This is a genomic window from Rhodocytophaga aerolata (assembly GCF_030503435.1).
Classification (GTDB): domain Bacteria; phylum Bacteroidota; class Bacteroidia; order Cytophagales; family 172606-1; genus Rhodocytophaga; species Rhodocytophaga aerolata.
Window position 1 is genome coordinate 1 of the sequence record NZ_JAUKPO010000127.1, and the last position, 2,365, is coordinate 2,365.

General features: G+C 41.6%; 3 protein-coding genes. All 3 read right to left on the reverse strand.

Translation table 11 applies throughout. The annotated features are described in order from the left end of the window. Positions 1–1,585: FG-GAP repeat domain-containing protein (locus Q0590_RS37030; RefSeq protein ID WP_302042727.1), on the reverse strand; the 1,585-nt coding region annotated here is incomplete at its 3' end. Further along, complete coding sequence (locus Q0590_RS37035) at positions 1,586–2,170, reverse strand: hypothetical protein (RefSeq protein WP_302042728.1); 585 nt, start codon at positions 2,168–2,170, stop codon at positions 1,586–1,588. After that, on the reverse strand, positions 2,157–2,365 hold a 209-nt coding region (locus Q0590_RS37040), incomplete at its 5' end, for a hypothetical protein (protein WP_302042729.1). The genes Q0590_RS37040 and Q0590_RS37035, both read right to left, overlap by 14 nt.

Sequence of the window (2,365 nt, forward strand, 5' to 3'; positions counted from 1 at the left end):
CTAAATCCCCGTCATTGTCTAAGTCGCCATAGGCTGAGCCATTGGAAAAGGAAGGCTGAGCCAAGCCCCATTCAGCAGCTTTGTTTTCAAAGCTCAAATCTCCCTTATTCTGAAAGGCATAATTCGATACCGCTTCTGAGGGAATTAAATCAATTAGTTCTTTAAAATTTGCTTTCCCGGAAGTTACCAGGTTAAAGAATTTCTCGTTGGAGATATACTGTATATAATCCTGGTTAGTAAGGTCCTGATAAATACCATTGGCGACAAAAATATCTTTGAAGCCATCATTATCCAGGTCGGTGATCAAGGCGCCCCAGCTCCAGTCGGTGGCATGTACCCCCGCATACCGGCCTATCTCCGTGAAAGTTGTATTGCCATTATTTACCTGAAGCATATTGCGGGTAAACTGATGGTAATACTCATGTTTTAAGGATAGCTGGTACCGGTTCCAGTTCTCAAACGTAGTGTTCGTCTTAATGCGGGATTCATCTTCCGGCAGCATTTCGGTAACAAATAAATCGGTATGGCCATCATTGTTGATATCTGCCAGGTCAGCGCCCATAGACGCATTGCTGGTACTCATCATGGCTTCTTCCAGCATTTCTCTGTAAGTGCCGTCCTGCTGATTGAGGTAGAGGTAATCGCGTTCAAAGAAATCGTTGGAGACAAAAATATCCAGCCAGCCATCCTTGTTGATGTCACTCACCGTTACACCTAACCCAAAACCTATAACACTGCCATAAATACCGGCTTGATCACTTACATCTGTGAAATGCGCACCGTCGTTCCGGTACAGTTTATCACCCCCTAAGGGATCACGGATTGTGCGTTCGTTTTGTTTGAGGTTAAAACTGCCAATGGCCTTAAAGGAGTTGTTTAACAGATACATATCCAGGTCACCGTCCCGGTCATAATCAAAAAAGGAGGCGTGCGTAGATAGACCTTTATCATCTATCCTATACTCTTTTGCCTTTTCTGAAAATGTGAGATTGCCATTGTTGATATATAATTCATTTTCCTTACTATCGCCTTTTACATCGCCGCTGTTGCATACATAAATATCCAGCCAGCCATCACCGTTAATATCGGCCATGCTCACCCCGGTAGACCATTTTCCTTTTTTTCCAATTCCGGCTTTTTCGGTGATGTCTTCAAATTCAAAATTGCCTTTGTTTACATACAAGCGGCTGGGCAGCATATTGGCTGTAAAAAACAGATCTGGTAACCCATCGTTATTAATATCACCTATGGCTACTCCGCCGCCATTGTAAAAATTCCGGTAGGTGTAAATATTAAATTTATCATCATACGAAAGGGTATTGCGGAAGTTGATATGTGTATGAGCCGGATCTACTAACTGAAATAAGGCTGACGGATTGGAAACTACAGCTTGCTTCTGATGGGTTGTTTGTTCTTTACAGGCACACAAAGCAGTCAGGCAAAAGAATAGTAAAAGCAGGCTTGTTAGTTTTCTCGTTTTTCCAGGTACGTTTTCAGTAGAAAGACCGATAGGTGTGTAACTGAACACCCTGCTATGCAGACCTGTTTTTATGGATAACTTTACTGAATACTGTAATCCTGCCATTTATTTCCTCAATTGATTTTCTACCAGCAAATCGGTGTAATCCACCTTCACATAAAACTCATTGTATTTGCCAATCGTAATGCGGCGGTTGCCATCTACTTTCACATAAATGGTTCCTTTTTCTTTGTCAGAGATTTCTATGAACGGATTCCCGCTGTGATACCATTTCTTATAAAGCTTCACAACATCGGCATATAAGCTATCAGAAGACAGATGCGAATTCCAGGGAGCCCAGGCATCGTATTGGAAAGAAACACCCATTTTGTAAATCTTATCCTGATGAAATTCCGGATAAAAATTCATAGAGGCTGAATAGTTTAATTCGTGCTTGTTTAATTGATATAAGACGGCTGTATTACTCTCCCCATCGGTAAAGAGTCCCTTTTTATTCATTTCCCAGCAATATCCATAAAACTGCTTACTCGACATCCCTAGCCGAATGCCTAAAAACAGGCTATCTACCCGTTGACCTTTAGCCAATTCTTTATTCTTTACTGACTCATACAATTTATACCCGGTTTTTTCCTGGCAACCCATCCATAGGGAAATTCCCACAAAAAGCCAGATTACTTTACTTACTTTCATGTGTATCCAGTTCAACTAGTTGTACCTGATTGTTATTTTTGGCAAATAAGATAAGTTGTTTATTTCTGTTTCTCAAAGCAATTATATTCCGGACTGCCCCAATGGAGAATATCCCGCTAGCCTGGGCAGGGATAGAGGTGAAACTGCCATCGCCTATGCCTTTGAGAAACAAGCCATAGCTGCCATCATAGATGC

Excerpts from the sequence above, each read along its gene's own strand:
- Q0590_RS37035 (WP_302042728.1), bottom strand. The coding sequence starts at position 2,170 with ATGAAAGTAAGTAAAGTAATCTGGCTTTTTGTGGGAATTTCCCTATGG.